The organism is Acidobacteriota bacterium (genome assembly GCA_016196035.1).
Lineage (GTDB): Bacteria > Acidobacteriota > Blastocatellia > RBC074 > RBC074 > JACPYM01.
Genome location: JACPYM010000070.1, coordinates 1 through 25717 on the forward strand (window position 1 = coordinate 1; position 25717 = coordinate 25717).

Sequence of the window (25717 nt, forward strand, 5' to 3'; positions counted from 1 at the left end):
GCCCTGCAAGGGCAGCATTCAATAGCCGTGGGCAACGCCCACGGTAGGCCGTCAGCAGGTTCTACGGCCCTGAAGGGGCCGGACTCGACGTCGAATGCAGCCCCGGCAGGGCCGAAAATTCTTCCCGAACCGTTCCGTGAGCGTTGCCCACGGCTATTGAATTACGCCCTTTCAGGGCTTTTCTCGGAGCCGATAGACTTGTGTGGAAATGAATGCTCGGCAGGTTGCGCTACGCAGGCGGAAGCGTTCATTTCCGCCTGCGCAAAACCTTGACGCACATCAGACTCGATTTACCCGCTACTCTGATGTGTTATGCTGGCGGCAGCACTTCCCTGGCAACTTCAACGTCTAGTAGAAACTTATATGAACATCAAATTGGGCCGCGTCGCTGCTGCGTTCGTCTTGCTCCTTGCCGTGGCTGGCAGCTTCCACGCGCAGGACAAGCAAACGCCCATGACCAAAGAAGAAATTTTGCGCTTGCTGAAACCGACGCCCGGTCAGCGCTACGAACAAGGCGATCTGGCCGCCGAGGTGGCGCAACGCGGCGTGGCGTTCAAGGTGGACGAAAGCACGCTGGCCGAATTTCGCAAAGCGGGCGCACGCACCTTTTTGCTGGATGCGATAGATCAGGCCGCCCATCCGAAACCTGCACCGCCTCCGCCCCCAGTGCCCGCGCGGACAGAGTTACCAACTGAAAACGCTGCTGAACCTGCCAAAGAGGCTGCGCCCCCGGTGGATTTGTCGAAATTGCCTTTGCTGGAACAGGCCCGCCACCACGCGCTGGAATATATGGAGGACTTGCCGAACTTCCTGGTGACGCAGTTCGTCGAACGTTCGGTGCGCACGCCCGAAAAGAAGGATTGGCAGTTGGAAGACAAGCTGGAAGTGGAACTGGCCTACCGCGTCAAAAAGGGCGAGCAGTTCAAATTGGTCAAGCGCAACGGCCAGCCCACGACCATGAGTTATGCAGACTTGCGCGGAGCGACTTCCACCGGCGAGTTCGGCTCGATGCTGATTGCGCTCTTTGCCGAACAAACCCAGGCGGATTTCAAAGAGGTCAAACGCGACACCATCCGCAATCGGCAAACTGTCGTGTACGAATTCCGCGTCAAGAAGGCCTTTTCCAACAATACGCTCACCGACAAAACCAGCGGGCGCTCGGTCACCACGGCCTATTCCGGCAGCGTCTGGATCGAGCTTGAAAGCGGGCGCGTCTTGCGCATCGAGCAATCTGCCGAAGACATTCAGCGTGGCTTCCCCATCACGATGGCCGAGAGCGCGGTCGAATACGATTGGGTCAAGATCAATGACGAACGCTTTCTGCTGCCGGTCTATGCCGAGGTCATTCTGGGCAACGATGCTGAGCGCACCTATTCGCGCAACGTGATCCAGATGCGCAACTATCACATGTTCGAGACGGATTTGAAGATTACCAATTGAGCGCCGCGGCTGTGCTTAAAAGTATTTCAGCGAGCAGAAGGTGCTGGAGTGGGTGTTGGCTTCGCGCGCAACAGCGCCGCGCGCGAAACATTCTCAGCCGCGCAAACGCTGGGTTGCGGCGCAGGCTTTTGCGCCGTCGTCGTTGAGCTTTGCGACACGGCGGCGGGTTGGCGGCAGCCGGGCAAGCTGCTCAGGCAGAAAAGCAAAAATAGTTTGCCGATGTTCCGCTTCATTTAGCTTAGTCCTGTTTCCACAGCGAGCTTCCGGCCCGGCAGATACGCGCGAATGCCGAAAACCAGCAACAAGCCGAAGAACAAATAGATCAGCGAATTCGCGCTCAAACAGGCGCTCATCCCGTATTTGCCCGACGCCACGGCAATCACCGTCGGCGCAATCGCCGCGCCCAGCCAGCCAATCGAATTCATCAAGCCCAAGGCCGTCGCGCGCCGTTGCGGCTTCACGACATCATAGAGCGAGGCCCAGATATTCGCGTCGTAGATGCCTTTGAAAAAACCGAAGCCGCTCAAGGCCAAAATCAGCAACGGCATCGAGAGCGTCCAACCGGTCAGAAAGATAAACGCGACGCCGCCGAAAAGCCCGACTGTTTGCGCCATCATGCGTCCGCCCAAGTAACGCCGCGCCAGGCGATCCGCCAGCACACCACCCACGACCACGCCGATCATCGAGAAGGTTTGCTGATACGCGGTGCCGCTGAACCCCGCCAGCGACAGGCTCAAGCCGAACTTCTCTTTCAGGAAGGTGGGCATCCAGGTCGTAAACACCGAAAAGACAAAATTCGCGCCGACGAACACGGCCATCAAGATGCGCACCATCGGCGTGCGGAAGATTTCGGCAATGTCCGCCCACAGATTGCCCTTCGTGTAATCCAAGGTCGTGTGCGCATCCAATTCACCGCGCGCCTGCTGGCGTTCTGGCTCTTTCAATAGCAGCAAAAGAATGACGCCCAGCAAGATGCCTGCGCCGCCGAAGAGATAAAACCCCGAGCGCCAGCCGTAATGCTGGGCCAGATAACCCGCCACCGCGCCGCCCGCAATCGAACCGGCGTAGACGCTGGATTGGTGCATGCCCATCGCGCGCGATTTGGTTTCTGGCCCGTGATACTCACTGATCAACGCCATCGAAGCCGGAAAATAAAACGCTTCGCCAAAGCCTTCCAAGGCGCGGCACAAGACCAAATGCCAATACTGCGTCGAGAGCGCCGTCGCCATCGTCACCAGCGACCAAAAGACCAAGCCCGCGATGATCAAAAACTTGCGGCTGAACCGGTCGCCGATGACGCCCGCCAACGGGCCGATTAAGGCATAGACGTACATAAACGACGCGCCGACAAAGCTGAGTTGCAGCTTGCTCAGGCCCATCTCGCTCTGCAAAACCGGAAAGACTGAGAAGATTGCCTGCCGGTCTGCGTAGTTAAAAAAGCAGACGAACCAGAGCAGGAAGACGACGAACCATTTGTAGCGTTTGTTGTTCATCAAGTAGTCAGTAGTCAGTAGTCGGTAGTCAGTAGTCAGTAGTTTCTGGCAACGATCATACTGGCATCGAAAATCTACGCGCAAAGCTGGGTTGCGCGCGTTCGCTGACTACTGACTACCGACTACCGACTACTCAATTTCGTGAATATCCAGCCGCAATCCGGCGGGCGTATGCAGCGTGAGCGCCGCGCCGTGCGCATAGAGCGTGTCTACGACGCCGTGTTCGGTAACAGGCACGCCCGCCGCTTGGGCGCGCTGGCGCACTTCATCCAATGCCGGTGAGAACAAAACCGCGTGCAGCGTGCCGAGTGCAGGCGGCTTGGCCAGCGGATAAAGATTGGCGCCGTCAATACCGTGATATTTCGCCATCTCGATGCGTCCGGCATGTTGCCTGGGCGAACCGAGCATGCGCATCTCGACGGCGCCGCCCGGTGGCAAGCCGATCATCCGTTCGATGTGCGGCCCGTCCAGTTTGTGAACGAAGTGGAGCGGGAAGCCCAGCACGTCTTGGAAGAAGCGCGTCTCAGTCTCGGCGTCGGGCACGACGTGCACCAGGCTGGTGAACCCGGCGAACCCACGCGGCGTGAAGGGGAACGGACGCCCGACCAGTTGCAGGATCGCGATATTCACTTCGTCGTGCGCGAACATGAGCAGTTCAAAAATCTCCAGCGTCGCGCCGTCCTCTTCGGCTTCGTAACGCGCGGGGGTTGAACGAAAGCGGCACCCGGCTTGCGACAACTCTGCGTAGCGCAGCTTGATTTCATCGCAAACGAGGTCAATGTTCTTCGGCACCAGATCGGTGGGCTGCGCGCCCGCGCGCACGGGTGGCAGCGGTTCAGCGAATTCGACCAGATGCAGCCGGCCAGTGGTAAACCCCGGCGTGCCGAGCAAGACTTGGGCGCGAATGCGTTCCGGTTCCAGTTCCCATAATTGCGCCAAGCCGTGATCCGGGCCGTCACGTCGTTGCAGGAGTTCAAATCCAAAGGTCTCAACCCAAAGTTCCAAGGCCACATTCAAATCACGCACCCCAACCACCAAGTGGGCCAGTGCATCTTCATAAATGATCCCACCACCAAGCGTCGGCAAAGACATGTCGTAGAGGCTCCTTTATTGGCAATTTTATGGCGCACAGATGTCTGGCAGCGTGCGTGGGCCTACCTCCCGCGCCAGACTACGGCTGTTCATCCTGCGCTACTTGTGTCGGTCGCAATCGTGTGTGGTGTGCAGCGCGTGACAACAACGCGCTGGGGCAAATCGCGATACTCGTTTCAATACCAGACATCGGGCGGTTCGTCTATACGGCGCTCGACAATCACTGTAATTTTTACGAGTTCGCCTTGGTCGAAGCTTTGCCAGAGGCGGGATTTGCGGGTGGGACTGCTCAAGACAATCGTTTCGACGACACGCTGGCCGGGCCGGTTTTTCCAGTGATAGGGAAAGACAAAGATGTCGTCGCTGACGATAAAAGTCTGGCCGAAAAAGTCAGGGTCATCAAACAGCATGCGCTCGCCTGTGGCGTCGAAACCGGCGCGAAAATCCAGCCGCTGTTCCCTGCCTGCTGCTCCCTTCTGCGCGGGCCAGCGATAGATGACGCGCTCGTACCAGTGGTTTCCTTCCAGCCGTGTTTCCTGCCGCGAAGCGTAATGATCCAGTACTGTGCCATCCGGCTTCAGATGCGTATACGTGCCTTCCCAAACGCCGGTGACTTGGGCGAGCCGTTCTTTTAAGGTCATAGATTTTCTGGAAAGTAGTCAGTAGTCAGTAGTCAGTAGTCAGTAGTCAGTAGTCAGCATACTTGCTCCATTTTGAACGTTGATACTAGACCTTATCGGGATTAAGCAATGAACGGACCACGGGGAACACGGGGCGCACGGGGAAATCAAGAAAAATACCTGTGGAGGCAGAGTTTCAGTCTACTGCCCTGGTTTGTGCTTTCCCCTCTTCCCCAGTGTTCCCCGTGGTTCAATCCTATTCCCGATACCGACTACTGACTACTGACTACTGACTACTTCAACTCCTTGATCCGAATGTTGCGGAATTCGACCAGCGAGCCGTGGCCGAGGAAGCCGACGTGACCGGCTTTGCGCTTCAGGCCCGGATGTTTTTTGAGCACGGCTTCTTCCTGCACTATATTCAAATCGGCATCGAGAATGATCACGCCATTGAGTTTGACGCGAATTTTGGAGTCGTTGGCGGTGATCTCCTCGTCGTTCCATTCACCCGCCGGTTTGAGAAAGCCGGTGCGCGCCGGAATCACATCGTAAACCGAGCCGTGATGCTGTTCGGATTTGATCTTGCCTTTATATTTCTCATGGCCGTCATCAAGAATCTGAATCTCCATCCCTTGATAAGCAGCATCGCCTTCAAACGGCGCGCGTATGCCAACGCCATTATTGCCGCCGGGTTCGGTCTTGAATTCAAAGCGGAAGACAAAATTGGCGTACTCTTTTTCGGTGTAAAGATTGCCCCCACCATCAAGTGGACAGACCAATATGTCGTCTTTAATCACATAACCTGGCCCGTGGCCCTTGACCAGTGTCCAGCCCGTCAGGCTATTGCCGTCAAATAGCGTAGTAAAGCCTGCGTCAGCTTTGGCAGCAGACTGGGCCAGCACGCTGGAGCCGCAGCCGCCAACCAACACAACAAGCAACAAAACCAAACGTAGTTTCATATTTCTTTTATCCTTGAGCTTGAACTTTCATCCTGAATTCCGCCGCGTCTAAAACTGCCGATTCGCCACCAGATTTTTGTTTGACCAAGGCAGCTTGGGGGCGTAGACTGCGTGCCATTCGGTTAGCTTTGCAGCAGTAAGTTTGCAGCAGCAAGTTAGATACGACCTAAATAAATCAGCGAGCAATCAAGCAGCACCAAGTTGAGACAGTCAATGCGTTCGCAAAGACTAGCAATAACAAATCAAACCAGGGATTGAAAACTGTAGTGGCTGACACGGGCAACCGGGGCAGCCGAACAACTCCTTCTTGCTCAATCCACGTCTACCGCTCGCTCTGCGGGGCGTAGGCCTGATTGAATCGCAAGCAAACAATGACAATGCTTAGGTCGGAATGGCCGCATCTTAACAAAGAGTGGTCAAACCAACCAGGTTAACCCAGAAAAAGGAGATCACCACAATGCGACCCTTTCTGACTAGATTGGTATTGGCGGCGTTTTTAGCGCTAGGTTCTCTAGCCGGCGCGGCCAATGCGCAAGCGCTTTACGGCAGTATCGTAGGGAACGTAACGGACCCGCAAGGCGCGGCCCTGCCAGGCGTGGCGGTTACGATCACGAACATCGGCACTGGCCTAAAAGTGGAAACCACCACTGACGAAACCGGCAGCTATATCTTCCGCAACCTGCCCACTGGCATCTACAACATGACCTTGTCGGGCAAAGGTTTTAAGCAGTTGCAGCAGTCCGACATCAGCGTCACGGCGGGCAACCCGAAGCGGTTGGACGTGGCGCTGCAAATCGGCACGACGCAGGAAACGGTGACGGTCGAGGCCGACGCCGCGACGTTGAAGACCGAGAAGTCCGACCTCAATACGGAACTCAATTCCGTGCAGGTGACCTCGCTGCCGCTGAACCAGTATCGCAACTATCAAACGCTGATCAATCTGGTGCCGGGCGCGACGCCGGTGCAGTTCCAGAATGCCGAGATTGACACGCCGGGCCGCAGCTTGCGCACCTGGGTCAACGGCACCCAGCCCAACAGCAACACCACCCGCGTGGATGGCGCGGTGTCGGTCAACGTCTGGCTGCCGCACCACGCGGGTTACATCCAACCGGCGGAAACCGTCGAGACGGTCAACATCGCCACCAACAGCTTCGATGCCGACACCGGCATGGCCGCTGGCGCGGCGCAGACCGTGGTGACCAAATCCGGCACCAACGATTTTCACGGCACCGCCTTCGAGTTCTTCAACGGCGACAACCTGAACGCCAACAGCTTCTTCAACAATGCGGGCGGACTGGTGCGGCCCCCGCAAAATCGCAACACCTACGGCGGCACGCTCGGCGGGCGCATCATCAAGGACAAACTGTTCTTCTTCGGCTCTTACGAGAACTTCCGCGACCGGCGCGGCAGGATCGAAACTTACGGCGTGCCGACCGACAAAATGCGCAACGGCGACTTCAGCGAAGTCGCGGCGCTCTATCCCACTTTCAGGCTTTACAACCCAGCCACTGGGAACGCCACGACGGGTGCGGGGCGCGACACGTTCGCCAACTTCGCGATTCCCGCCGCGCAGATCAGTTCGATTGCTAAGGCGATCATGAATTACTATCCCAAGGCCAATTCGACCAAAGACCTGAACGGCAACCTGCTGATCGGCGACGACTATTCGCAGTTGCGCACGGTCAAGGTGGATCGCGCCAATTATGACGGCAAGCTCACCTGGCAGCGCACCAAGGAACACTCGATTTGGGGCAAGTTCTCCACGCTGCGGGCCAACGTGGTGGACAATTTCAATCTTGGCTTCGACCAGGGCAGCCTGGGCGACACGAAGGTCTATGTCGTCAGTATCGGCCACACCTGGACGCTCAGCCCAACGTTGCTGCTGGACGGCAACTTTGGCTACAACCGCCAGAATCAAGTCGTGACTGGGCCGGACTTCGGTAAGAATCTCGGTCTCGATCTCGGCATTCCCGGTGTGAACGATGCCAAGGACATCCGCGCCAGCGGCCTGCCCCAATTCGCCAACGGCTACACCATTGGCACGACGCCAAACTGGATGCCGCTATACCGCAAGGAACTCAATTACAGTTTCAGCAGCGCGATCACCAAAGTCTTCGCCAAGCACGAAGTGCGCGCGGGTGTGGATATCATCAAGCTGGAACTGAATCATCGCCAGGCTGAATTCGGTGACTACGGTTTGAAAGGCGGCTTCAGCTTTAGTTCGACCGTCACTGGCACGACCAATTACATCGCGCCGGGCGGTGGCACCTGGAATTCATTCGCGGGCTTCCTGCTGGGTCTGCCGAGCTTCTTCTCGAAAGACGTGCAGACCGAAGATCAAACCGGCCGTGAGTGGCAGAATGCGCTTTACGTGCGCGACCGCTGGCGCGTCACGCCGAATCTGACCATCAACCTGGGCCTGCGGCTCGAAAACTATCCGCTGATGAAGCGCGCCAACAGCGGCGTCGAACGGCTCGACTACAGCACCTACACCGTGCTGCTGGGCGGGCGCGGCAGCGTGCCGGAAGACGCCGGCCTCAAATTGCAGAAATGGTATCTCGCGCCGCGTTTCGGCGTGGCCTATCGTCTCGGCGACAAGCAGGTGATTCGCGCCGGCTATGGCCGCACGATCAATCCGCTGCCCTGGTCGCGTCCGCTGCGCGGCTCATTCCCCTATGACATTACGTTCAACCGTACTGCCGATCAGTTCCTCTCCACGACCACGCTGGCGACTGGCATCCCGGCAGTGCCGGTGCCGGATTTCAGTTCCGGCAGTGTCAAACTGCCGCTGGGCGTTTTCATGCGTTCGCCGAACTTTAACCAAGAGTTCTTCCCTGGTTCCGGCAAGGGTCTCGACCGCGCGGTCATCCAGCAGTACAACTTCACCTACGAACGCAAACTACCGTGGGACATCATCACGGAAATCGCCTACGTCGGCACGCGCACAGACGGCGGTTACGCCGACTTGAACATCAACTACGGCGAACCGGGCGGCGGCAATGCCTCGCGCAAATACTTCGCCGTAGCCGGCACCACCACCATCAGCGATTGGGGCGCCCGCACCCGCGCGCGCTACAACTCGCTGCAAGTGGCGATCAACCGGCCCTTCCAGAAAGGCTTGTTGTTGAAAGGCGCTTACACGCTGAGCAAAGCCAAAGACATGGCCGACGAGGACGGCTGGGTCGGGCTGACCTGGAATTCCCCGCTGAAGTTCCAAGACAACTTCGCGCTGGGCGGCTTTGACCGGACGCACGTCTTCCAGATGGGCTTTGTCTACGAACTGCCCTTCCTGAAAGATCGCAGCCACCTGATGGGCAAAGTGCTTGGCGGTTGGCAGGTCAACGGCATTTACGCGCATTTCTCCGGCACGCCGTATTCCATCGGCGGCACGAACAATGCGCTGAACTGCCAGGGCTGCGGCTCCGTGTTCATCAACTTCAGTGGCGATCCGAAGCCCATCGGCAAGGTGGGCACGAGCACCACTGACACTTATTACGACAAAGCCCTCTTCTCGCAGCCGACGGGCACGGATAAAGCAGGTTTCGGCACGTCACTGCGCAACCACTTCCGCCGTCCGCGCGTGTGGAACCAGGACCTCTCCTTGTTCAAACAATTCCGCATCAAGGAGCGGTTCCAACCCGAGTTCCGTCTCGAAGCGCTCAACGTGTTCAACCACGTGAACTGGGGCTCGCCGGTGACGACCTTCACGGCAGCCAACTTCCTGCAATTCACGCCGAGCAGTTCCGACAGCGGCGGCGGCACCAGCAACACGCCCGGCCCACGACGCGTGCAGATTGGCGTGCGCGTGCAGTTCTAGCCGTGTAGCGCCGCAGTTAAAGCTGTTATGACAAAGCGGGCGTCAGAGCTTTTGCTCTGACGCCCGCTATTTTTTGCGATGAGGTAGGCAACGATGATGGCATTGCACAGGATTAACGGAATTTTCCTAGTTCCAACGGATTTTGTGGTTTGGTGTTTTCCAGCGCCAGCGGCGCAAAATGTTTATAGCAACCAGCCAAAGCTAGGCGCTGAGCTCCGTTAGGAGCGCCATCTGAGCGCCGGCAGATACCGCCCCGCTGGGGCGCGCGTGTTCTTTTCGCACTCCCACTATAAACATTTCGCCCCGCCGGGGCTGTCACCACAAAATCCGCTGTGATCAGGGATTTTCAGGATTCACAGAACGTAGATAAATGATCCCGTCAATCCCGAAAATCCCGTCAATCCTGTGGAGTGTTTTTATAGCGCGCTTCTTACTGCCTGGGTTGTTTGCGTTGCGCCTTGAGTCGCTCGGCCTGTTCAAAGGCCGCCTGTGCCGCCGCCGCTTGCCCCTGCTTTTGCCGGGTCAGGCCCAATTGGTAATACGCCTCGGCCTCATCCGGGTTGAGTTTGAGGGCCGTGTGCAGCGCCTCGACGGCTTCCTCAAGTTTATTCTGTTGCAACAGCACCTGCCCGCGCGTGACGTGCGCCTCGGCGAATTCGGGTTGCAGCTTCAAACAGGTTGCGAGCGCGGCCAGCGCCTTGTCCAATTCATTGCGGCGTTGGTAGGCCAGCGCTAGATGGAAATGCGCTTCGGGCATGTCCGGTTCCAACTCAACCAGCTTTTGCAAGGTCGCCGCCGCCGCCGCCGTGTCGCCCTTTTGCATCTGCGCGACGCCCAGGTTGAGTCGCGCGCTATCGTGGTTGGCATTCAGCCGCAAGACTGCCTGAAATTCGCGCAGGGCTTCGTCGTAGCGCTGTGCTTGCAGCAACGCCAGGCCCAAATCGTGGCGCGTCTCCAACGCCTGCGGCGCCAGTTTCAGGGCCTGTTGCAAGACCTCGACCGCTGCGTTCAATTCCCCGGCTTCGCGCAATGCCAGGCCCAGGCCGGTCAACGCCTCCAGCCATTGCGGTTTGAGTTTGACCGCCGCGCGCAAGGCCGCCACCGCGCCCGTCCAATCCTTCAACAACGCCTTGCCCGTGCCCAAATAGTAATAGGCCTCGGTCAGATCGGGTTTCAATTTGACGGCGGCCTCGAATTCGGCCAGCGAACCGGGCAGATCGCCCAACTGGCTCAGCACAAACGCCAGGTTGCTGCGAATCTCAGCCGAGTCGGGTTTGAGTTGTTCGGCAAAGCGCAATTCACCGGCGGCCGCTTCCAGGTTTTGCTGCCGCATGAAGATCGAGCCGAGCGCAACGTGCAACTCCGCCTCTTTTGGATTGAGTTCCGCCGCCGCTTTGTAGACCGCCAGCGCGCCGTTCAAGTCGCCCTGCTGTTCCAGCGCGTTGCCCAGGTTGGTGTGGGCTTCCGGGTACGCGGGGTTGAGCCGCAGCGCTGCCTGAAATTCCGCGACAGCCGCTTTCCAATCACCACTCTTTCCCAACGCCAGCCCCAGCGCGTTATGCGCTTCGGCGCTGTTCGGATTGGCGCGCACAGCGGCGCGCAGCTTGGGCAATTCGCTGGCGGGCGCGGCCTTGGCGGTCGGCGGCGGGGCGGGTTTCACTACAGGACGTTTCCTGCGCTGTCCGGCGACTGCCAATGGCGCGCTTAAACATAAGAAAAGGGCAAATGAAACGATGCGAATGGAATGCATTTGATGAACTTCTCCAATTCGTTTACGGCAGGTATGCACCGGCGAAACATTAGACTTGTGGCGGTGGAAAACATCGAGAAATTTGCGTTCTGGCGCTCACTGCCAACTGACCAACCGTCATTCTCTATTCTGCCTTCTCCATTCCCGGGCAGCGGTAAGCCTCAATCAAGACGGCCTCTGCAAAGGAATGGAGAATACAGAATAGAGAATGGCGGTCGCCCGCCGGGTTTCAGCGTCCCGGTCGCCAATTTGCTTACGCTGTTGTTTCCACAGGTCGCAACAACTTTACTGACGAGCCAGACTTGCGCGCCTACAAAGGACAACGCGCCTTGGGGTCAGCCTCAAGCTCGAATTTGCACGCCGTGGCCCGCAGCAATTTCAGCCGCTGGCCATCCCAGTGGTAATAGTACCGGCCACTGCCCCGGCCATTGCGTGTGCCCGCCACGATCAACAACCGGCTGTCCAAACGGAATTGCAAAACATCTTCATCCTGGTCGGCGACGACATAAACACGTTTGAGCGTGGAAGGCAGATACAACCGGCCCGTGCGCGCTTCGACAAGCGCAAACGAAACGCAATTCGGGCCGCAACTCCACCTGGCCAGCGTGTAATGCCCGGCGAAGTTCGGCCCGGCGCTCACAGCGTCACGAATGGCGCTGCGATAAAGCCGGGCACGCGGCTGCGGCAGTTGCGGCGCGGCGGGCTGCCCGGTGAAGTGCGCGCGCACCGGATATGTTTCAAAGCGGGGAAAGTTTTTGGACTGCGCCAGCGCGCTTACAGCACAGGCGAGCAGCCCCGCGAACAGCCGGATTGTTTTGGTTTGCGGTGGCATTTGTTTTTCACTTCGGTGGCTGGCAAAAAGTCAACGCAGGGGGACGGTACCGCGCGCGTCAGCAAGCGGAGGCTTGGCCGTTGCACCAGTCCGCCAGACTTGACGCGCCGCTTGCTGACGCGCGCGGTACCGTTCTGCGGATCGAACCGTCGTCTGCTACAGCTTCACGCCATACTTTTTGAAGTGCTCTTCCCTGGCGCTGTCCACCCAATTTTCACGGCGGATGCGGCCCTTGAAGTGTTCGAGCTGTTCGTCCACGTAATCAATATCGGCCTCGTTCCAAGCGGCGACCTGTTTGAAAAAGTAGATGCCGAGTTTGTGCAGCAGCTTTTCCAGCACCGGGCCGACGCCATAAATCAATTTCAGGTCGTCGTATTCGCCGCGTTTGGGTGGAGCTTTACGATAGGTTTCCATCGCGGTATGCGCAGTGGTTTGTTGAGGCACCGCCGCTTGGGCCGCTTCGAGTTCGCTGAGCCGCAAGCGCAGGCGGCGCAATTCGTCTGCGCTGGTGACGGCGTGGGCGCTGGCCGTGCCGAGTTCGGCGAGGCGCGCGATGAGTTGCGCGATTTCGCCGTCTTTGGCGCTGAGTGCGGTGTTGAAGTGCGCGGCGCGGGCGTTGAGTGTAGCGTCGAACTGGCCCGCGCCGGCTTCCAACTCACCGACGCGCCAGCGCAACTTGCCGAGTTCGTCGTCTTTGCCAGCCAGGGCGCGGTTGAATTGAGTTTCGTTTTCTTTCCAGCGCGCGGCTTGCGCGGCCAGTTGCGTCTCGCGCGCGCTCAATTGTGCGCCCAACGTTTCCAGTTCATTGATGCGGCCCTTGAGCTTGCCGATTTCTTCATCGCGATTGCTGACGAAGGCTTCCAACTCGCCGACGCGCCATTTCAGTTTGCCCAGCGTCTCGTCCTTTTCGGCCACGGTGTGTTGGTGGCGGGTTTCCCATTCGCTCAATTTGGCGTCGCGTTCGGCCAGTTGCGTGCTCAACCGATCCAGGTCGCCCAGGCGCGCGCGCAGTTGCGCCAGTTCGGTTTCGCGCGCACCGAGGGCGGCGGTTTGTTGCTGCTGCTCGGTCGTCAGCGTGTTGACGCGTTGATGCATCTGGCGGAGTTCGGCGTCTTTCAATTTCAGCGCCTCGCTCATTTTGGCAAGCTCAGCGCCTTGCGCCGTCAGCGTTGTTTCCAGCGGTTCGAGTTCGGCCAGGCGGCCTTGCAGCACCGCCAAGGCGCCGGCGTGTTCGGTTCGCGCGGCAGTCAACCGGCTTTGCCATTCCGCAAGTTTGGCATCGCGTTCGGCCACGGCGGCTGTCAACGGTTCGAGTTCAGCGAGGCGGCCCTTGAGTGCGGACAGTTCGGACGCGCGTTCCGCTTGCGTGACTGTAAAACGGCTTTGCAAATCCGCCGCAAAGGCGCGCACGCCGCGCAATTCGTTCAAGCGCAGGCTGAGCCGATTGACCTCGGCGTCTTTGGCTTTGCTGGCGTCGGTGAATGCGCGTTTGAGTTGCGCAAGCTCATCATCTTTGGCGGCGGTGGCGGCGTTCAACTGTTCGGCCAGGCGCGTATGGTTGGCCGCGAGTTCGGCGGCCAGCGCTTGCAGTTCGTTGTCGCGTTCGGCCAGTTGCGCGCTGAGCGGTTCCAGTTCCTTGACGCGCAATTGCAAGAGCGCAATCGCGGCGTTTTTGTCATGGGCGAGGGCGGACTGATTGTCTTCGTGTTCGGCTAAACGCGCCCGGCTCGCGGCATCGGCGTGTTCCAATTCGGCCAGCCGCGCGCGCAACCGCGCAATCTCGGCGTCCTTTTCGCCCAGCGCCATTTTGTTGCCCTGTTCGGTATCGCGCAGTTGGGCTTCCAGTTCGGGCTTCATGGTATCGGCAGCGGCCAGCGCCGCGACGGCCGTGGCCGTGGTGACTTCCAATTCACCCAGGCGCAGTTTGAGCTTTTGGCTTTCGTTGTCGCGTTCGGCGATGGCGCTGATTTTCTCTTTCTCGAGCGCTTTGTAACGGGTTTCGAGATCGAAGAGTTGGTTATCAGCCTCGCGCAAACGCTCGTCGCGGACGCTGATTTGTTGCTGCGCATCATCGAGTTGCGTCGCCAATTGCGCGGCGCTGTGTTCCGACGCGCCAAGCCGTTCGTGTAATTCGGACGTCGCGGCGGCGTGGGCTTGGGCCGTGGCCGCGAGTTCCGCCGTGAGGCGCGCAATCTCATCGTCTTTGTCTTGAGTGGCGGCGCCAATCTGCGTTTCGAGGGTTTTCAGCCGCAAATCACGGTCTTTTAATTGCAGCGTGAGCGGCGCCAATTCGGCCACGCGGGCCAGCAGTTTGCTGATTTCACTTTCCTTGCCGGTCAGCGCGGCTTTGGTCGCATCAAGTTCCGCCGTCAGGCTGGCGGCGGGCGCGGTTTGGGCGGCTTCGACTTTGGCTACGGCCAATTCCGCCGCCGCTCTGGTTTCAGCCTCTTTCAGTTTGAGCGCCCACTCTGTTTTCAGCCGGTCAAGCTCGGCGCTGTGGGCCTGTAAATCGGCCTTCAATTGTGCCAATTCACTCCGGCTGGCATCGAGTTCGGCAAAGACCGTCTCTTTCTCTTTCAGTTGATCGGACGCCTGCGTGAGATCGGTGCGCAACGCGGCCAGGTCGCTTTGGTGCGTGCGCAATTCGGCGCGCGCGTTTTCCAACTCGCGTTCCGTCGCGCGCAGCTTGGCTTCCCACGCCGGATCAAGCGCCGTCTGTTTTTTGCCGCCCACCAGCAGGTTCCAGAGCGCGGGCAACAGAAACCCACCCGCGAGCAGGAAGAGCAACGGACAGAGAATGGTATGTAGCGTTTCCATGATTTCGATTTCTCCTCATTCACACGGTTGGTTTAACGCGGTTGGGGCGTGCCGGATTGGAGCGCGCCGCTGGCATTGCCGCTCAGGATGCGAAATTCGATGCGGCGATTGCGTTGCTTGCCGGTTTCATTGGCGTTGTCAGCGATGGGTTGGGTCGGGCCATAACCTTTGGCGCTCAACCGGTCGGCGCCGATGCCCTGCGCGGTCAGAAACTTTTTGACCGCGTTGGCGCGGGCCAGACTCAGCGCGTTATTCGACGCGGCATTGCCAACGTTGTCAGTGTGGCCGCCGATTTCGACTTTGACATCGGAGACGGCTTTGAGTGCGGCGGCGGCTTCGGTCAGAGTGCTGATGCTGGCCGTGGAAAGGTCGGCTTTGCCGGTGGCGAATTCGATGCCTTTGAGCAAAATCCTATTCAGGTTGCTCTGCGCTTGCAGTTGCCCTTCGTTCAGCCGATTGCCCGCGAGCGTCGTCAGGTCATTGAGTTTGACCGACCCGGGCAACAACGCTGTGACCTCTTGCAACACGGCGCTGCGCGCCGGCTGATCGGGCAACACGCCACGCACCGTTACCTCATCGGTCAACAACGCCAGCGCGCCTTCCGCGCCCAGCTTTTTCGGAATCGGCAACAACCCCAACGCCCAATCCAACCAGCCCGCGCCCGTCTGCACTTGGCCCCCGCCAGGGCCGCCGGCGCGCAACGTGTTGTCGGTGAAACCATCCGCGCCATAGATTTCTTTGGCGCGCGCCAACAGGCGATTTTTGGCGTCTTCGTTGGGCACAACACCGTTGAGCACCAGCTTGCCGCCTTGCATCCTGGCCTCAAATGAAGCTGGCACAGTGGCCAGCGTGGCCGCCGGGGTGGTGACAGCCGCTCCCGTCAAAGTGGTTGCCGGGCGGTGCGAACAGCAATACCAAGAGGCAATCACCAAGAGCAATGCACCGATAATCAGTCTGACCAAATCACTCATCTCAGCGCTCCTTGCAGAATGGATAATGGATTAAGCTCGCCGCAGTTCAAAGCGGGGCTGGCAAGCTGCTACCAAGCCGCTTCGCTGTGACGCACGGTCACGAGTTCATCAGGTCTGACCCGGTTGGGGCCAGCCCTGACATAAATTGAATACGTAGAGCGGTGTGGGGTTCGTGTTGGGGGGAGAAAACGGATACCGGACTCGGCGTCCTGCTCGTCTTGTAAAGCCTGCTCGTCTTGTAAAGCCTGCTCGTCTTGTAATGATGGAAGGGATGATTCGTTTACCGCTGCGTTACCGAGTCGAGCGGCGTGATTATACGCAGATCAACCCCATGACAATAGGCCCTAGAGGGTGAGTGCCGGACATTTATCTTGTGCCAGCCGGGCGTGGAATTTATTTCAACTAGGCCATCTTTTGTGCCAACCGCTAAGGCGGGCTGAGATATTTTTTCAGCAGGCGCAGGGGGCGCAAGAAGGCGTACAGAAAGGCCCAGTTACCGGGCAACGGCTGAAATTCCCAATCGCCGATATTCGGCGCGGTCACCAGGCGCAACAGGTAGCGCAGGCGCGCGGGCCAGCTTTGTTGCAGTTGAAAGAAGTAGCGAAACTGGCTTTGCATGCCGGTGGCGGCGGGCTGTTGAGAAAGCATTTGCGTGACCGTCGCCGCGCCCAGCCGCAACAGCGCTTGATCTTGTGTGAGTTGCTGAATAATCCCGGCGGGTAAAGGCGCATCGAGCAAACCATGCGCGAGCAAGAGACCCAACCGCGTGACGCGCTCCACCTGACGCTGGCGCGCGCTGGACAACAAGGACTCCCATTGCCAATCGTCACGGCTGGCCAGCAACCGCGCAATGTCTAGGACACCGTTCAGGTGCGGCCAGCAATGTTTGGCGCCATGCGCGCACAGGTATAAAAGCAAATCCTCCGGCCCCAGGGTAGGCAGGGCCTTGCCGCCAGGTTTGACGGTGATCAGCCGCTCGCGCATTTCGGCAAAGTTGAACCCGAAGCCCAGATAGCGCGGAAACAATGCCCAATGCAGTTCGACCATGATCCCGCTCGCGCGGCTGAAAAATTCCAACGTATAGGTAACGTCTAAAAACCGCGGGTCTTGTGAAGCCTGCCAATCCAGGTGCAACTCGTAACCTCTAGCGCGCAACATGGTGCTGGCCTGGGCGACCGCGCGACGATCCACCAGCAAATCCAAATCGCCAAACGAACGCCACGAGAGTTCCGCGCCCGCCAACGCCGCCAACGTCGGCCCTTTGAACGGAATCGCCTCGATGCCGTGCTCCGCCAACAGTCCACAAAGGGCGAACAACTCGCCGGTCATCCGCAAATTGCGCAGCATGTTTTGCTGCCGCAGTTGGCGCAACTCCTCCACGACTGCTGCCGGCGCAGGTGTCATGCCCGGCGTTTCCAACCACTGGCACAACTGCGCCGTGACGCCCTGCCGCCGCGCTTCGGCCAGCACTTTGTCCCAAGCGAGAGAAGGCAAGGCGTCATTCCACACGCTGGCAGGCTGGGCAGTTCCAACACGCGCGGCGGTGAGCAAAAGCTGCGTTTCCAGCGCGAATGTTTCGGCCCGCACCCAGGCGGGCCAAGGGGAATTTGGCATGAGTTTCTGCGACACCGTCAATGCACCTCGCTCAAACCATGTTAGGACTTACGCAACAGCCGGAAACTTTGCCACAGAGACATGGTGACACAGAGCCAGAGAGAGAGTTTTCCGGTCTTGCAAGGCCTCCGTGCCTCTGTGGCAATGCTTCTGCACAGCAGGCGCTGAATACACAAACAGCGGCAAGCCAATCAAATTGGCTTGCCGCTGCCTCAGACTGCCGTGCCGTTTTAGCTGCGCGAAAACGAGAATTGCGCCGTCTTGGCCTGCACGGGCTGGCGTTCGATGGCGGTTTGGTCAAGGGTTTCCAAGCGGGAGATCGCGGCGCTCAGTTCATCGCGCAACTCGCCACAGACCTTGGTCAAATCCACCGCCAAATCGCCCGCCATCACGTGGCGGAAAAACGTCACGGCCCCTAACGAATGCCCCTTGGCACTTGCCAGCGGCACGCGCAATGACCAGAAATGCGGCGAAGCCAGCACCTCGGCCAATTCGATTTTTTCGCTCTGCCAGTTCCAGCTCCATTCCACGCGGTTGGCCACGCGGTTGGGAGCGGGGCGCGTGGGCAGGTGCACGGTGCTGGCGGCTGAGCCATTGCTAAAGGCGTTCTGGTTCGCCGCGTCAGCACCGAAATTGGCGCGTGCCGGGCGGTGGTGCACTTCCAACAGCACACAATCGAATTCGCTGGTGGTAAAGAGTTGATTCAAGACGCTGGACAATTCGTCGAAATTAGCCACCTGTTGCAAGTCGGTGGCCGCGTGCTGAATTTGCAAATCCACCGCCAGCGCCCGGTGACGAATGCGCATACCGCGCCGCAACTGCTGCCCCAACGCGCCGAATTCCTCGTAGCGCAAATGTTGCACGCCGAGCACGATGCAGACCCCCAAAATGCCAAACACCAGCGCAATGTTATTGCGTCCGGGGTTGAGCAACATAATGCCAAAGAGCGAAAAAAGCGCGCACACCGCATACAACAAAATCGCCGCCTGGCGTTGATTCAAGCCGCGCGCCAGCAACATGTGATGGATGTGCCGCCGGTCGCTTTGGAAAACCGGCGCCCCGCTGGCCAGACGGCGCGTCATGGAAAGACCAACCTCCATAATGGGCAAGCCAAAGGAAACCAGCGGAATGGCGACCGCAATCAGCGTCGAACTCTTTTGCGCGCTGACCAGCGAAAGCGCCGCGCACATAAAGCCCAAAAAGAGACTGCCTGAGTCCCCCAAAAAGATCGAAGCCGGATTGAAGTTGAAACGCAAAAAGCCCATCACCGCGCCCGCGATGATCAAACTCACCACGCAAATTTCCACATGCCCCTGTAGCAGCGAGGTGACAAACAACGACAACATCGCAAAGACCGCCGCGCCCGCCGCCAACCCATCAATGCCATCAATCAAATTGAAAGCATTGGTGATGCCCACCACCCACAACGCCGTCAGCGGAAAACTCAGCCACAACGGAAATTCCCAATACGTGGCAAACGGCAGCGACAGCGCGTTGATGCCGAAGCCTTGCCAATAAAGGATCGCCGCGGCCAGCACCTGCACGCTGGTTTTTATCCAGGCATTCAAGCCGTGAAAATCGTCATAGACACCTAACAGGAAAATGATCGTGGCCGGTAATAACAGCGCCTCCAGACTCTGCCAGCGCTCACCGAAGCCCTGGCTGACGAGATTGTTCAGTAGCGGCACACAAGCGAGGGTCACGGCGAAGGAGAAGAAAATTCCCAGGCCGCCCAGCCGTGCCATGGGCTGCTTGTGAATGCGCCGTTGGTGGTCTGGCAGATCCACCGCGCCCCATTGCAGCGCCAATTTCCGCACCAGGGGCGTCAAAAGCAAAGTCGTAACAAGTGGAAATGTGAATAGCAGAAAGTAAGATTTCATCGCTCACCTTCGTCCGGGTAAAAGGTCGGGTTATCAAGCACAGCCAAATTGTCAGCGCCCAGCCGAACAACTCCGGCTGACGGAAGAGGAGGCAGGGTCAAGCTCAGGCCACCGGGTCTTTGAGATTGACGGTTTTGAGTGAGGAATAATCGTTTAACGCCGCGCCAGTGCTTTGCTGGCTGCGGGAAGTACATAAAGCGAAACTGCGTAAATAAGCCTGTACTGCGTGCGGACGGTCATAGTATTGCTCAAAGACCTGGCGTGCCCGCAGCCCCATCTCGGCCAACAGGGATTGATCGCTCGCCCAAGCTAAAAGCGTTTGCGCCAGCGCCGCGCTCTCGCCGCAGCCCAGCGCCGCGCCACATTGATGCCGCTTGATCAACGCGGCGCTGCTGCTGCGCTCATCACCGACGAAGAGTAAAGGACGGCCCGCCGCCAGGCTGCTGTATGTCTTGCTCGGCACGCTCAACCCCGCCAGCCCCTGGCCCAACGTAATCAGCAACGCATCGCCGGCACTCAAAGAGCGCCGCACTTCCGCGCGCGGTTGATAGGGCAACATCACGATGTTGTTGAGTTGATGCTGTTCAACAAAGCCGGCGGTCTCAGCACTGCGCGCGCCCGCGCCGATAAAGACAAAGGCGATGTCAGAACGCGCATTCAACAACCGGGCCGCTTCCAGCACGGTCGTAAACTCATTGACCAGCCCCAGATTGCCACTAAACAGGATCACCAGTTTATCGCCCAGTTCGGGCAAGCCGCGTTCCCGCCAGAAGCGCGCTTTATCATTGGCAAGCGGCGCGATTTCGCGGCCATCCGCCCAATTGTGAATCACATCAATGCGCGCGCGCGCCGCCTCACGCGCCGCCGCGCCGGAAGCTGGCTCAATTTTGGCCAGCACACGTTCGAGCATGCAATCGCTGAGCACGATCACGCGGTCGGCCTGCCGCAACATCAAACAGGCCATCCAATCCAGCAGCCGCGTGATCAAACCATCGGCGGGCAAGGCGCCCAAGGCGACGGCGACATCGGGATACATGTCTTCCTGTAAGGCAATAAACCGCAGCCCGCGCCAGCGGCCCACCAGCCAAGCCACTAACCCGATCAACGGCGGAGTCGTCAGCGCCATCACGATGGTTTCTTCAGCCGTATCGCGCGGCAGCCGCAACAAGCGCCAGCAAGCGCCGAGGTAAAACGTCACATAATCGGTCAGCCGTCCCAGTAAATTCCGTTTGCCAAAACTGGTGGCCCACACACGTTCGATGCGCACGCCGCGATGCACCTCGTGTTTCGCATACGCCCTCCCGCCGTTGTAGGAACCCTGGCTGGCGATGCTTGTGACCTTGATCCCGTGCCGTACCAAATCTTCGGCCAACGCCGTCATCAATTGGCTGGTCGCCGAATGATCGGGATAGAAAAATTGGTTCAGGATTATGAGGTGCATGGACACATCCTCTGACAGTCAGTTTTCAGCGTTGCTTGGGTCATCACCATACCGGTGCGTTCACTGTGCCAGGTGTCTCACGGGGCTAAGCGATAAGTTGGTAATCTTGATGGTTCGATGAATACTCAGTTCTCGAACCATTTCGGGGAGCTTCAACAGTGTCTATTGGGGGTTTCCAGACGCCCAAACCTGAAGCAAGTGAGGATGCAGATTCAGGTTATCCGAGTCGGCGGCAGAGTAGCATAAGGGTCGCAAATTATCCTAGCGAATTGTTGTTCAAAGCAGCGCCCAAGACGGCTGCTTTACTGCATACACCACGCGCGGCTGCCTTGCTGACGCGCCCGCCCTGAACGCACTGGCAAGGCGCTTCAACTGCCGCCCGGACGCCGCCGCAACGCATGGTTCCCGACGTACAAAACATCCATGCGCGTTTTCAAAAAGCAATCAATCGCGTGTTGCGGCGTGCAAACGATGGGTTCGTTTTCGTTAAATGAGGTGTTGAGGATGATGGGCACACCCGTCAGCGCATGGAAATCCGCAATCAACTGGTAATAGCGCGGATTGACCGAAGGCGTCACCGTCTGCAACCGGCCCGAACCATCCACGTGCGTCACGGCGGGAATCAGCGCGCGTTTTTCAGGTTTGATTTGATAGACCATCAGCATGGTCGGCGCGGGGTGCGTCTGCTCAAAGTATTCACCCGTGTGTTCGGCCAGAATCGAAGGCGCGAAGGGGCGGAAGGGTTCGCGCTTTTTGATGCGCTGGTTGAGGATGTCTTTCATATCGGCGCGGCGCGGATCAACCACGATTGAACGATTGCCCAGGGCGCGCGGGCCAAATTCCATGCGACCCTGAAACCAGCCCACCACCAAGCCGTCGGCAATGTCTTGCGCCGCGCGTTGCGTGACTTCGCGGTCGGTATAGCTTTCGTATGCCAACTCGTACTGGTCGAGCACGGCGCGGATTTCATCATTGCTATATTCCGGCCCGGTGTACGCGCCTTCCATAACCTCGCCGCGCGGCTGGTTGAGCGTTTGATTCCAGATGTAATAACACACGCCCAGCGAAGTGCCGTTGTCACCCGCCGCCGGTTGCACGTAAACATTTTTGAACGGCGTGTTGAGCATGATTTTGCCGTTCATCACCGAATTCAGCGCGACGCCCCCGGCCAAGCCAAGATCAGTGAGGCCCGTCGTCGCGTGCAGCTGATTCAAGAGGTGAAAGCCGATCTCTTCCAGCCGCAATTGCAACGAAGCGGCGATGTCGTGTTCGCGTTCGGTCAGCGGTTCGCCGGGTTGGCGCGCTGGGCCGAAGGTCTTGGCGTAAGCCTCCGAAAAGATCGTCCCGATGACGGGCGAGCCTTCATCCCAACTCATCTCGACGCCATCGGTGTGATGGCGGAAATAATCGAGGTTGAGCGTAAACCTGCCGCCCTCTGCGGCGCGGATAATGTCGCGGAACTGCTCGATAAAACGCGGCTTGCCGTATGGCGCGAGGCCCATCACCTTGCCCTCGTCGCCATACCAGGGGAAGCCGATGAATTGCGTGGTTGCCGTATACAAAATGCCGGTCGAATGCGGAAACTCGACCTGGCCCTGAACTTCAAACTTTGTCCCCGCGCCCACGCCCCACATCGTCGAGACGAAATCGCCGAAGCCGTCAAGCGAGAGCAAGGCCGCGCGTTCAAACGGCGAAACAAAAAAGCAACTGGCCAGGTGAGCGCGATGATGTTCGACGTGATGCAATTCGGCGCGAATCTGATTTTTGTCTACGCCCAGTTGTTGCGCCAGATCGTCTTTGAAATTGCGCACCTTGCCGACGCTCGCCAAACGTTCGCTCAACCGTTTGAAGCCGCTCTGGCCGCCGCTCTCAGCCTCGCCTCCCCACAAGCTGCTGATCGCCTTTTTGGCCGAGAACAGAATCTTGTTGCTGAGATTAGCTGACGGATTGCGCGAAATGCCGATGTGGTCAACCTGTTCGATGCCGATGCCTGCCGCCGCCAGGCAATACTTGATCGCCAGCGCCGGAAAGCCCGCGCAATGTTTGAACCGGTTGAAGCGTTCCTCTTCGGCAGCCGCAATGAGTTTGCCGTCTTTGATAATCGTCGCCGAGGCGTCGCCGTGATAGGCGTTAATACCAAGTATGTACATAAATCTTAGTGGTCATCTCTCTGCCAAGAACAAACCTTATCCAACCTTCCGTTTGGGAGCAGCCAGATAGACTTCGTCGAGTTGTTTGCCGGTCTTGGGCGGATAAAAAACCTCACCGCATGAGGCGCACTCCCAAAACTCGATCACCGGTGTGGTAATTGTCTGCTGCTTGAGTTGCAGCGTGCGTTTCCCCTTTTTTTTCTTGATCGCCAGGGACGCGCACATTGGGCAACGGGTCATTTCCATAATTTAGTTTTGCCAAGTAGACCGCTTGGCCGAAATCAAAATGTAAAACGTTTCTTGCGCTTGTTGTTGTCGAATCACGCCTTTAGTGTAGACGAGAATGCCATCATAGGTGAAGCTTTCGATAATGTAGACCTGCTCTTGTTTCGTTTGGCGTGACAAACTGCGCGACCGTTTTGATCTGACGAATGTGGCATTGAGAATGGCTTCGAGCACGTCCTCTTCCGTCAAGCCATCAGCCAACCGCTCCACCACTGCTTTTTCGGTGAACAGGTATTGCTGTTGGATGATAAGCCGCTTGATGCGTTTAAGTATGAACTCCATTGCTGCGCTTTAGGGCAACTTATTCGCAGTGATTTACAGCAGCAATGTCCCGTGCTTACCTACAGGCAATCTCTATCTGATGCTGTTCCAACCACTCTTCCAACGTCACCAACAACCACAAGCGCGACCACGATACATCGGGCCGCCGTTGCATGAATCGCTCCCACAGCCGCGTCACCTGTGCGGGCCGGAAGATGCCGCGCGCCCCGATGCGCTCAGGCGTCAGGCGCGTTTGGCAATACGCCCGCAGCTCACCGCGCATCCACACATCAAAGGGCAAGGTAAAGCCGCGTTTGGGCCGCTGGACGATTTCAGGCGGTAACAATTTGCCCAGGCTTTCGACCAACAAACGCTTGGGCGTGCCATTTGAAATTTTGTGCTCATCAGGCAGCCCCAGCACATATTCCACCAGTTTGTGATCGAGCAGGGGCACGCGCACTTCCAGGGCATGCGCCATGCTCATCTGATCGGTGTCGCGCAACAACACATCGTGCATGTAGGTGCGCGCTTCGGCGTAGGAAATCTGTGACATGAAACCGGCTTGTGTGCCGCTTAAGGCTTCGTGCAACAGCTTTTCATACGGGTCAATTTCGCGCTGCCCTTTTTGCCAAAATTGATCGGTCAATAACGACTGGCGTTGCGCCTGTGACAACACCTGGCGAATGTGCGGATAAACTGCCGCGAGTTGCCCATCACTGGACAACAGCGCCGACGTTTTGGACGCCACTATCGAAGGCTCGCCGAACCATTGCGCCGTATTGCCCACCGTATTCCGCAACGCCGCTGGCAGCTTGCCCCACCAATGCAAATACCGTTTGAGCTTGCCCAGCCGGGCGAACGAGGGATAACCGCCAAACAATTCATCGCCTCCCAAACCTGACAGCGCCACCTTGACCCCGGCAGAGCGCACCGCCTGCGACACGACATACGAATTAATACCGTCGCCGGTCGGTTGATCCATCGCCTGCAACGCCGCCGGCAATTCGGCCAGCAAACGCTGGTCATCCAAACGAATCTCGGTGTGCTCGGCGCCCACGGCGGTGGCCGCCAGCCGCGCATAATGCGCTTCGTCAAAGGCCTGTTCGTTAAAGACCACCGAGAAGGTATGCGGCTGTTGCCCCGTCGCGCGCATCAACGCCACAATCGCCGTCGAATCAATCCCGCCCGAAAGAAACGCGCCGACCGGCACATCGCTGACCAGATGCAAGGCGACAGCTTCGTGCAATAACTCGTTGACGCGGCGTTTGCTGGTTTCATAGCTTTGCCCCGCCGCGCTCGGTTCCGCGCAAGTCAACGCATCCCAATAACGCGTTTCGGCCACCTGCCCCTGTGCATCAACTTTCAACCAACTGCCCGGCGGCAAGAGGCGCACGCCCTCGATCAACGTGCGCGGCGCAGGCACCGATTGGTAGGCCAGGTATTCTGACAACGCGATGTGATCCAACTGGCGCGGCACCAAGCCCGTTGCCAACAAGGCGCGCACCTCTGAGGCAAACAGGAACTGGCCCTTGTGCGCGTAGTAATACACCGGTTTGATGCCCAGCCGGTCACGCGCCACAAACAACTCTTGCCGCGTGTTATCCCAAATCGCAAAGGCGAACATCCCGCGCAAGTGGGCCAGACAATCCGCCCCGTAGCGCGCATAGAGTTTCAGGATAATTTCAGTGTCGGATTGCGAGGCGAACGGTTCTCCGCAGTCGAGCAATTGCTGGCGCAAGGCGCGGAAGTTATAGATTTCGCCGTTAAACGTGATCCAGTACCGGCCATCGGGTGTGGCCATCGGCTGATGGCCGGCGGGCGAGAGATCGAGGATGGAAAGACGTGTATGCAACAGCGCACAACGCCCCTCTGCCACGACCACCATGCCACGATCATCGGGGCCGCGATGATCAAGCTGGGGCAAGACTCGCGCCGCCACTGCGGCAAGGTCGAATTCGTTTTTATGTGCTGTGAAGAAACCAGCAATCCCACACATTCAGTTTTCCTGGTCACATCGGATTTTGTGGTGACAGCCCCGGCGGGGCGAAATGTTTATAGTTGGAGTGCGAAAAGGCACGCGAGCCCCAGCGGGGCGGTATCTGCCTGCGCTCAGATGTCGCTCCTGACGGAGCTAAGCGCCTAATTTGGCTGGTTGCTATACACATTTCGCGCCGCTGGCGCTGGAAAACACCAAACCACAAAATCCGGTGGGACTAGCAGTTTTCTGATCGAACGTTCAAGCGCCGAACCATTGGGAAACTTTGGTCAGACAACAAAACAGTTAGGTAACAGCGT

18 protein-coding genes are annotated in these 25717 nt (G+C 58.4%); 3 read left to right on the forward strand and 15 right to left on the reverse strand.

Features of this window, described 5'->3' with window-relative positions; translation table 11 throughout:
- The first annotated feature begins 363 nt into the window (after window positions 1–363).
- Both HY011_21730 and HY011_21735 read left to right on the forward strand, forming a co-directional pair.
- Window positions 364–1440 carry a hypothetical protein gene (locus HY011_21730; protein MBI3425553.1) on the forward strand — a complete coding sequence of 359 codons (1077 nt, stop codon included), beginning with the start codon at window positions 364–366 and terminating at the stop codon, window positions 1438–1440.
- A gap of 48 nt (window positions 1441–1488) precedes the next feature.
- The gene (locus HY011_21735) at window positions 1489–1677 is read left to right on the forward strand and encodes a hypothetical protein (protein ID MBI3425554.1); all 189 of its coding nucleotides are present in this window, start codon (window positions 1489–1491) and stop codon (window positions 1675–1677) included.
- On the opposite strand, the gene HY011_21740 is transcribed toward HY011_21735, so the two are convergent.
- From HY011_21740 to HY011_21755, 4 genes are all read right to left on the reverse strand, one after another.
- Entirely contained in the window at window positions 1674–2933 is a 1260-nt protein-coding gene (locus HY011_21740) for an MFS transporter (GenBank protein MBI3425555.1), read from the reverse strand. The two genes, HY011_21735 and HY011_21740, sit on opposite strands and share 4 nt — an antisense overlap.
- A 129-nt stretch (window positions 2934–3062) precedes the next feature.
- Window positions 3063–4025 carry a hypothetical protein gene (locus HY011_21745; GenBank protein ID MBI3425556.1) on the reverse strand — a complete coding sequence of 321 codons (963 nt, stop codon included), beginning with the start codon at window positions 4023–4025 and terminating at the stop codon, window positions 3063–3065.
- Window positions 4026–4201: 176 nt separating this feature from the next.
- A complete protein-coding gene (locus tag HY011_21750) occupies window positions 4202–4666 on the reverse strand; it encodes a DUF3598 family protein (protein ID MBI3425557.1) in 465 nt (154 codons plus the stop codon).
- Window positions 4667–4938: 272 nt separating this feature from the next.
- Window positions 4939–5604 carry a DUF1080 domain-containing protein gene (locus HY011_21755; GenBank protein ID MBI3425558.1) on the reverse strand — a complete coding sequence of 222 codons (666 nt, stop codon included), beginning with the start codon at window positions 5602–5604 and terminating at the stop codon, window positions 4939–4941.
- A gap of 457 nt (window positions 5605–6061) precedes the next feature.
- On the opposite strand from HY011_21755, the gene HY011_21760 reads away from it, so the two are divergent.
- The gene (locus HY011_21760) at window positions 6062–9421 is read left to right on the forward strand and encodes a TonB-dependent receptor (protein MBI3425559.1); all 3360 of its coding nucleotides are present in this window, start codon (window positions 6062–6064) and stop codon (window positions 9419–9421) included.
- A 430-nt stretch (window positions 9422–9851) separates the two neighbouring features.
- On the opposite strand, the gene HY011_21765 is transcribed toward HY011_21760, so the two are convergent.
- From HY011_21765 to asnB, 11 genes are all read right to left on the reverse strand, one after another.
- Window positions 9852–11081 (reverse strand): tetratricopeptide repeat protein, encoded by a 1230-nt coding sequence (locus HY011_21765; protein MBI3425560.1) that lies wholly within the window; start codon window positions 11079–11081, stop codon window positions 9852–9854.
- 400 nt (window positions 11082–11481) lie between these two features.
- On the reverse strand, window positions 11482–12003 hold the full coding sequence (locus HY011_21770; GenBank protein ID MBI3425561.1) for a hypothetical protein: 522 nt from the start codon (window positions 12001–12003) through the stop codon (window positions 11482–11484).
- Window positions 12004–12159: 156 nt separating this feature from the next.
- On the reverse strand, window positions 12160–14820 hold the full coding sequence (locus tag HY011_21775) for a hypothetical protein (GenBank protein MBI3425562.1): 2661 nt from the start codon (window positions 14818–14820) through the stop codon (window positions 12160–12162).
- Between the two features lie 32 nt (window positions 14821–14852).
- On the reverse strand, window positions 14853–15791 hold the full coding sequence (locus tag HY011_21780) for an OmpA family protein (GenBank protein MBI3425563.1): 939 nt from the start codon (window positions 15789–15791) through the stop codon (window positions 14853–14855).
- 426 nt (window positions 15792–16217) lie between these two features.
- Window positions 16218–17405 (reverse strand): nucleotidyltransferase family protein, encoded by a 1188-nt coding sequence (locus HY011_21785; GenBank protein MBI3425564.1) that lies wholly within the window; start codon window positions 17403–17405, stop codon window positions 16218–16220.
- A gap of 230 nt (window positions 17406–17635) precedes the next feature.
- Window positions 17636–19150, reverse strand: a complete 1515-nt coding sequence (locus HY011_21790; GenBank protein MBI3425565.1) for an undecaprenyl/decaprenyl-phosphate alpha-N-acetylglucosaminyl 1-phosphate transferase — start codon at window positions 19148–19150, stop codon at window positions 17636–17638.
- Between the two features lie 238 nt (window positions 19151–19388).
- Window positions 19389–20726, reverse strand: a complete 1338-nt coding sequence (locus HY011_21795) for a glycosyltransferase family 4 protein (protein ID MBI3425566.1) — start codon at window positions 20724–20726, stop codon at window positions 19389–19391.
- Window positions 20727–21094: 368 nt separating this feature from the next.
- Window positions 21095–22876 (reverse strand): carbamoyltransferase, encoded by a 1782-nt coding sequence (locus HY011_21800; protein ID MBI3425567.1) that lies wholly within the window; start codon window positions 22874–22876, stop codon window positions 21095–21097.
- A 36-nt stretch (window positions 22877–22912) separates the two neighbouring features.
- Window positions 22913–23101, reverse strand: coding sequence for a YgiT-type zinc finger protein (locus HY011_21805; GenBank protein ID MBI3425568.1), 189 nt, complete (start codon window positions 23099–23101; stop codon window positions 22913–22915).
- A 24-nt stretch (window positions 23102–23125) separates the two neighbouring features.
- Window positions 23126–23443, reverse strand: a complete 318-nt coding sequence (locus HY011_21810; protein ID MBI3425569.1) for a hypothetical protein — start codon at window positions 23441–23443, stop codon at window positions 23126–23128.
- Window positions 23444–23498: 55 nt separating this feature from the next.
- Window positions 23499–25418, reverse strand: coding sequence for an asparagine synthase (glutamine-hydrolyzing) (gene asnB / locus HY011_21815; GenBank protein MBI3425570.1), 1920 nt, complete (start codon window positions 25416–25418; stop codon window positions 23499–23501).
- Window positions 25419–25717: the final 299 nt, after the last annotated feature.

Excerpts from the sequence above, each read along its gene's own strand:
- HY011_21755 (MBI3425558.1), bottom strand. The coding sequence starts at position 5,604 with ATGAAACTACGTTTGGTTTTGTTGCTTGTTGTGTTGGTTGGCGGCTGC.
- HY011_21810 (MBI3425569.1), bottom strand. The coding sequence starts at position 23,443 with ATGGAGTTCATACTTAAACGCATCAAGCGGCTTATCATCCAACAGCAA.
- HY011_21745 (MBI3425556.1), bottom strand. The coding sequence starts at position 4,025 with ATGTCTTTGCCGACGCTTGGTGGTGGGATCATTTATGAAGATGCACTG.
- asnB (MBI3425570.1), bottom strand. The coding sequence starts at position 25,418 with ATGTGTGGGATTGCTGGTTTCTTCACAGCACATAAAAACGAATTCGAC.
- HY011_21805 (MBI3425568.1), bottom strand. The coding sequence starts at position 23,101 with ATGTGCGCGTCCCTGGCGATCAAGAAAAAAAAGGGGAAACGCACGCTG.
- HY011_21780 (MBI3425563.1), bottom strand. The coding sequence starts at position 15,791 with ATGAGTGATTTGGTCAGACTGATTATCGGTGCATTGCTCTTGGTGATT.
- HY011_21760 (MBI3425559.1), top strand. The coding sequence starts at position 6,062 with ATGCGACCCTTTCTGACTAGATTGGTATTGGCGGCGTTTTTAGCGCTA.
- HY011_21730 (MBI3425553.1), top strand. The coding sequence starts at position 364 with ATGAACATCAAATTGGGCCGCGTCGCTGCTGCGTTCGTCTTGCTCCTT.
- HY011_21770 (MBI3425561.1), bottom strand. The coding sequence starts at position 12,003 with ATGCCACCGCAAACCAAAACAATCCGGCTGTTCGCGGGGCTGCTCGCC.
- HY011_21750 (MBI3425557.1), bottom strand. The coding sequence starts at position 4,666 with ATGACCTTAAAAGAACGGCTCGCCCAAGTCACCGGCGTTTGGGAAGGC.
- HY011_21790 (MBI3425565.1), bottom strand. The coding sequence starts at position 19,150 with ATGGCACGGCTGGGCGGCCTGGGAATTTTCTTCTCCTTCGCCGTGACC.
- HY011_21785 (MBI3425564.1), bottom strand. The coding sequence starts at position 17,405 with ATGCCAAATTCCCCTTGGCCCGCCTGGGTGCGGGCCGAAACATTCGCG.
- HY011_21775 (MBI3425562.1), bottom strand. The coding sequence starts at position 14,820 with ATGGAAACGCTACATACCATTCTCTGTCCGTTGCTCTTCCTGCTCGCG.
- HY011_21795 (MBI3425566.1), bottom strand. The coding sequence starts at position 20,726 with ATGCACCTCATAATCCTGAACCAATTTTTCTATCCCGATCATTCGGCG.
- HY011_21740 (MBI3425555.1), bottom strand. The coding sequence starts at position 2,933 with ATGAACAACAAACGCTACAAATGGTTCGTCGTCTTCCTGCTCTGGTTC.
- HY011_21800 (MBI3425567.1), bottom strand. The coding sequence starts at position 22,876 with ATGTACATACTTGGTATTAACGCCTATCACGGCGACGCCTCGGCGACG.